Origin of the sequence: Nonomuraea rhizosphaerae (genome assembly GCF_019396405.1) — a bacterium.
GTDB lineage: Bacteria > Actinomycetota > Actinomycetes > Streptosporangiales > Streptosporangiaceae > Nonomuraea > Nonomuraea rhizosphaerae.
The window spans coordinates 1-6,239 of sequence record NZ_JAHKRL010000496.1 but is presented as its reverse complement, the minus strand read 5'-3'; the positions used below and the strand labels follow the sequence as shown (position 1 = coordinate 6,239).

Sequence of the window (6,239 nt, the reverse complement as noted above, 5' to 3'; positions counted from 1 at the left end):
GGTCCTCGTTGATGCCGGACATCTCGGCGGCGGCCTCGTCGGCGTCCGCCTGGGTGAAGAGCCGGCGGTAGTACAGGTCGCGGCGGCCGCGGATGCCGACCGACACGCCCTTGCGCACCAGCCCGAAGACGATGAGCTGGAGCAGGTCGTCGTCCTCGCCGAACGTCTGCGCCATGTCGGCCAGCTCACGGCAGGTCTCGGCGAGCACGGGAGCGTTCCGCAGGCTGATGTGCAGCGGGCCGAGCAGCGCGGCGTTGGGCCGGGTCACCGCGTGGGTGGCGGTGCCGACGGAGATCACCCGGGACTTGCCGGCGCGGGCGCGGACCGGCAGCCCCTCCAGCCTGTTGCGGCCGATCTCGGGCTCGGCCTCGTCGATCGGGATGATCTCTTCCTGCGCCTCGTCGACCACCTCCGGCCGCGGCTCCTTGGCGATGAGCGCGAGGGCGCCGCGTTTGGTCTTGGTGATCTGGTAGATCAGCTCGTCGTGGACGACCGAGTTGTCCGGGATCAGGAACAGGGGCTCCGTCGCGGACTCGGCGGCGGCGGCCACGGCGCGCAGGGCGGCGGCCACGTCTCCGGGCTCGGTCACGGCCGGCTGCGGATCCATGGCAAGGATCTGGCTGCGCAGCCGTTCGGCCGCGCTGGGACTTCCGGGCAGCGCGGCCAGCCTCAAGCCGGTCGGAGCGGTGTCAGGGCCGGGCGACGAGCCCAGCAGGACCACGCGGGTCATGACTCCCTTTCGAGGCAGTTCAGGGGGGTTTGGAACTCTAGATGAACAGCGGGTGATGCAGGGACAGACGTCAAAGTCTAATGACGGTTCCGCAAAGTCGCTCCACCGAGCATGACGGTGACACGCCGTAAGATGTGCCGGTGAGTCTCTATCGTGACGAGGGCGTCGTCCTGCGCACGCAGAAGCTCGGCGAGGCCGACCGCATCGTCACCGTCCTGGCCAAGCGCACCGGGAAGGTTCGCGCCGTCGCCAAGGGCGTGCGCCGCACCACCTCGCGCTTCGGCGCGCGGCTGGAGCCGTTCACCCACGTTGACCTGCAGTTGCACACCGGCCGTACGCTCGACGTCGTCACCCAGGCCGAGACGATCAGGCCCTACGGCGAGGCGCTGGCGATCGACTATCCCCGCTACACGGCCGGCACCGCGATGCTGGAGACGGCCGACCGGCTGACCCACGGCGAGAAGGAGCCCGCGCTGCGGCAGTTCCTGCTGCTGGTGGGCGGGCTGCGCACGCTGGCCGAGGGCGAGCACGAGGCCAGGCTGGTCCTCGACGCCTACTTCCTGCGCTCGCTGGCCGTGGCCGGCTACGCCCCGGCGCTCGACGCGTGCGCCAAGTGCCGGGCGCCGGCGATCAGGGCGTTCGCCATCGTGGCGGGCGGCGTGGTGTGCGGGGCGTGCAAGCCGTCCGGCTCCGTGGTCCCGGCGGGGGAGACGATCGGGCTGATGACGGCGCTGCTGCGCGGCGACTGGGCCACGGCCGACGCCTCGCAGTCGCGCCATCGCGGCGAGTGCAGCGGTCTGGTGGCGGCATATCTGCAATGGCATCTCGAACACGGAATACGCTCTCTCCGACACGTCGAAAGGGAGCCCGTGTGAACATCCGACCGCCGTCCCCGCATCCGTCCGGCGCGATCCCGCCGCCCATCCCGCGAGACCTGGTGCCCAGGCACGTGGCGATCGTCATGGACGGCAACGGCCGCTGGGCCAAGGCGCGGGGCCTGTCGCGTACCGAAGGGCACAAGGCGGGCGAGGCGTCGCTGTTCGACGTCATCGAGGGCGCCCTGGAGCTGGGCGTGCCCTATCTGTCGGCGTACGCGTTCTCGACCGAGAACTGGAAGCGCTCGCCCGACGAGGTCCGCTTCCTCATGGGCTTCAACCGCGACGTGATCCGCCGCCGCCGCGACGAGCTGCACGCGATGGGCGTACGGGTGCGCTGGGCCGGCAAGCCGGGCCGCCTGTGGAAGAGCGTGATCTCCGAGCTGCAGCAGGCCGAGGAGATGACGCGCGGCAACAGCAAGCTGACGTTGCAGTTCTGCGTCAACTACGGCGGTCAGGCCGAGATCGTCGAGGCGGCGCTGCGACTGGCCGAGGACATCGCGGCGGGCCGGGTCAAGCCGTCGAAGGTGAACGAGAAGGTGTTCGCCCGCTACCTGGACGAGCCCGAGATCCCGGCGGTCGACCTGTTCGTGCGCTCGTCGGGGGAGCAGCGCTTCTCCAACTTCCTGCTGTGGCAGTCGGCGTACGCGGAGATGGTCTTCCTGGACCGGCTGTGGCCGGACTTCGACCGGCGCGACCTGTGGGAGGCGTGCGAGACGTACGCCAAGCGCGACCGGCGTTACGGCGGGGCGCTCCCCAACCAGGTCTAGGCAAAAGGGGTCTCAGGGGTCGCAGTCATCACATAGCACTTACCAGATTACATTTCATGACCTGTCATGTTTTGTTAGACCCAGACCCTTGCAAAGCTGACAACGGCATCACACTCTCTTCCCCAGAGGCGTAAAGATCAGCTCTACTCCATGGCTGAAGGAGAGCGTGTGCCGACCACCCCCCGCTGGCGTGCGACCTTGATCGCGGTCACCGCCGCCCTCACCCTCGTCCTCCCTCAAGGCGTGGCCCAGGCCGCCCCTGACCCGGACAAAGTTAACAAGACCGTCCAAGCCGACCTGGCCTCCGACGGTAAGGCCACCTTCTGGGTACGCCTGAAGGGCGCCGCCGACCTCAGCGGCGCCCGACGGGCCGTCTCCAAGGACGACAAGGCCGAGCAGGTGTACGAGGCCAAGACCGAGAAGGCCGACAGCTCCCAGGCCGGCCTCCGCAAGCTGCTCGACGACCACAAGGCGGACTACACCCCGTACTGGATCGTCAACGCGGTCAGGGTGACCGCCGACTCCAAGCTGGCCGCGGAGATCGCCAAGCTGCCCGAGGTCACCGCCATCGACCCGATCAGGACCGTCTCGCTGCCCAAGCCGGATCCCGGCAAGGCCGAGGCCAGGATCAACGCCGTCGAGTGGAACATCGACCGCATCAACGCCCCCCGCGTCTGGAGCGAGCTGGGCGACCGCGGCGAGGGCATCGTGGTCGGCCACATCGACACCGGCGCCCAGTTCGACCACCCCGAGCTGGCGGCCTCGTACCGGGGCAAGAACCCGGACGGGTCGCTCGACCACAACTACAACTGGTTCGATCCGGCGCACGTCTGCCCCAGCCCCGCCCCCTGTGACAACAACGGGCACGGCACCCACACCATGGGCACCATGGTCGGCGCCAACGGCATCGGCGTCGCCCCCGGCGCCCGCTGGATCGCCGCCAAGGGCTGCGAGGTCAGCACCTGCACCGACGCCTCGCTGCTGGCCGCCGGCCAGTGGATGGTGGCCCCCACCGACCTGAACGGCGCCAACCCGCGCCCCGACCTGGCCCCCGACATTGTCAACAACTCCTGGGGCGGCGACGGGTTCGACCCCTGGTACAAGGAGATCGTCGAGGCGTGGGTGGCCGCGGGCATCTTCCCGGCCTTCGCCAACGGCAACGAGGGGCCCGCCTGCCGCACCAGCGGCTCGCCCGGCCAGTACGTGATCAGCTACAGCGCCGGTGGCTTCGACGTCAACAACGCCCTGTACACCCGCTCCAGCAAGGGCGAGGGCGAGAACGGCGAGATCAAGCCGAACATCGCCGCCCCCGCCGTCAACGTCCGCTCCTCGGTCCCCGGCAACGGCTACGACAGCTACACCGGCACGTCGATGGCCTCGCCGCACGTCGCGGCCACGGTCGCGCTGATCTGGTCGGCCTCGCCCGCGCTGCAGAACGACGTGGCCGCCACCCGGCCGCTGCTCGACAGCACCGCGATCGACGTCAACGACACCGCCTGCGGCGGCACCGCCACCGACAACAACATCTGGGGCGAGGGCAGGCTCGACGCCTACGCCGCGGTCCAGGCCGCGCCGCACGACGAGCTCGGCGGCCTCAACGGCACGGTCACGGCCGCCGGCAGCCCCGTGCCCGGCGCGACGATCACCATCACCGGGCCGCTGAGCCGCACGGTGATCACCGGGGCGGACGGCACGTACGCCGTCCCGCGCCTGCTGCCGGGCGACTACCAGGTCACGGCCGAGAAGTTCGGCTACGACAACGGCACCGCGACGGCGACCGTCACCGCGAACCAGAGCACCACCGCCGACGTGACGATGACGCAGAAGTCGTCGGGCGTCGTCAGCGGCACGGTCACCACGGCCGGCACGCCCGAGCCCGGCGCCAAGATCGAGGCCGTCGGCACGCCGCTCAGCACGGTGACGGACGCCTCCGGGCGCTACCGCCTCACGCTGCCGGACGGCACCTACAGCCTGAAGGTCACCCCCACCTCCCGCTGCTCGACGGCCGCGACGGCGCCGGTGACGGTGGCCGGTGACGTGACCAAGGACGTCGAGCTGCCGCTGCGCGGCGACAACTTCGGCTACACCTGCCGCAGCGGCGCCGACCCGTACGTGGCCGGCACCGAGAAGCTGGCACTGACCGGCGACGACGAGGCGCAGCAGATCACGCTGCCGTTCGCGGTCCCGTTCTACGGGACCGGCCAGAACAAGGCGTGGGTGAGCACGAACGGGTTCGCCAGCTTCGCCACCGACAAGATCGTCACCGGCAGCAACGGCAGGATCCCGAGCACCGGCACGCCGAACAACGCCGTCTACCCGTACTGGGACGACCTGGTCGCCGACGCCGAGGGCGGCATCTACACCGGCGTCACCGGCACGGCGCCGCACCGGCAGTTCGTCATCGAATGGCGCAACGTCAAGTTCTACAGCGCCACCGACCAGCGCATCTCGTTCTCGGCCCTGCTGGGCGAGGACGGCACGATGAGCTACCGCTACAAGGACGTCGAGAGCGAGCGCGACAAGGGCACCAGCGCCACCGTCGGCGTCGAGAACCCCGGCGGCACCGACGCCTTCCAGTACTCCTATGAGGAGGCGGCGCTGACCAACGGGCAGAGCCTGTCGTTCATCGCCAGCAGGCACGGCCTGGTCACCGGCCTGGTCACCGACGCCAACGACGGCCGGCCGCTGGCGGGCGCGACGGTCAAGATCGGCGACGTGGCCACGTACACGACCGGCGACGACGGCTCCTTCTACGGGCAGGTCCTGGCCGGCGACTACCAGGTGTCGGTGGCGAAGGAGAACTACGGCACCTTCACCAAGGCCGTCACGATCGCGCCGACCACCGTCACCAGGATCGACACGGCGCTGATCACCGGCGCGGTGAGCGCCTCGGTCAGCGAGCTGACCGTGGTGATGCCGGCGAACGCCAGCCGGACCCGTACGCTCCAGCTCACCAACCTCGGCTCGGCCACCGCCTACACCGTCGCCGCCGACCCGGCGCAGAGCTGGATCGGCGTCACCCCGACGTCCGGCAACCTCACCAAGGGGCAGGCGGTGACGCTCAGGGTCACCGTCAACAGCAACGGCGTCGCGGCCGGCACGCTGCGCGCCGGCAAGCTGGTCATCAGGTCGGCCAGCGGGCGGCAGCCCGTCCTGGAGGTCAAGGTGACGGTCGTGGTGCCCAAGCTCCAGGTGGCGCTGGAGGTCGGCGGCACCAGGGCGGTGACCGACGCCGCCGGTGACGCCTGGACGGCCGACAGGAAGTACACCAGCGGCAGCTACGGCTACGTCGCCACCTCCACCGGCACGGTCACCTCGTCGAAGACGATCAAGGGCACCGACGACCAGGCGCTGTTCAAGACGGCGCGGGAAGGGATGCTGGAGTACCGCTTCGACAACGTCCCGGCCGGGACGTACACCGTCGAGCTGGGCTTCGCCGACGTCAAGAACACCCAGATCGGCCGCCGCGTCTTCGACGTGCTGGTCGAGGGGCAGCTCGCGATCCCGGCCCTGGACCTGGCGCTGGAGGCGGGCACGTACACGGCCGTCAACAGGCAGTACACGGTGAGGGTCACCGACGGCCAGCTCAACGTCCGCTTCGCCACCCGGCAGGGCAAGACGATCGTCAACGCCGTCCGCATCTCGGAGCGGCCCGACAGGACCGCCCCGTGACGGGCAGCTCCACTTACGGGTGACTCCACTTACGGGTAACTCCGCTTACGGGTAACTCCCTGGTCCGCCTCTCGGGCGGGCCAGGGAGCCTGAGTGATCGTAATGCAGCCGCCGGGCGTCCGGAAGGTGAATCGGCGGGCCCCGCGCGGCGCTAGAAGTCCGGGTCCCCGGCGCCCCGGGGGGGGGGGGCCG

Annotated in this window: 3 protein-coding genes and 1 pseudogene; 3 read left to right on the top strand and 1 reads right to left on the bottom strand. The window is 70.1% G+C overall.

Annotation, left to right across the window (positions count from 1 at the left end):
• Positions 1–730 (bottom strand): annotated as a pseudogene (locus KME77_RS25910) (CDP-alcohol phosphatidyltransferase family protein); the annotation flags it as partial.
• Between the two features lie 140 nt (positions 731–870).
• On the opposite strand from KME77_RS25910, the gene recO reads away from it, so the two are divergent.
• From recO to KME77_RS25895, 3 genes are all read left to right on the top strand, one after another.
• On the top strand, positions 871–1,605 hold the full coding sequence (gene recO, locus KME77_RS25905) for a DNA repair protein RecO (protein WP_219471552.1): 735 nt from the start codon (positions 871–873) through the stop codon (positions 1,603–1,605).
• Positions 1,548–2,375, top strand: a complete 828-nt coding sequence (locus KME77_RS25900) for an isoprenyl transferase (protein ID WP_246610750.1) — start codon at positions 1,548–1,550, stop codon at positions 2,373–2,375. Before recO ends, KME77_RS25900 begins: the two co-directional genes overlap by 58 nt.
• A gap of 168 nt (positions 2,376–2,543) precedes the next feature.
• The gene (locus KME77_RS25895) at positions 2,544–6,047 is read left to right on the top strand and encodes a S8 family serine peptidase (RefSeq protein ID WP_219471550.1); all 3,504 of its coding nucleotides are present in this window, start codon (positions 2,544–2,546) and stop codon (positions 6,045–6,047) included.
• Positions 6,048–6,239: the final 192 nt, after the last annotated feature.

What these genes read in the sequence shown, in the direction of transcription:
- KME77_RS25900 (WP_246610750.1), top strand. Translation starts at nt 1,548, where the DNA reads ATGGCATCTCGAACACGGAATACGCTCTCTCCGACACGTCGAAAGGGA.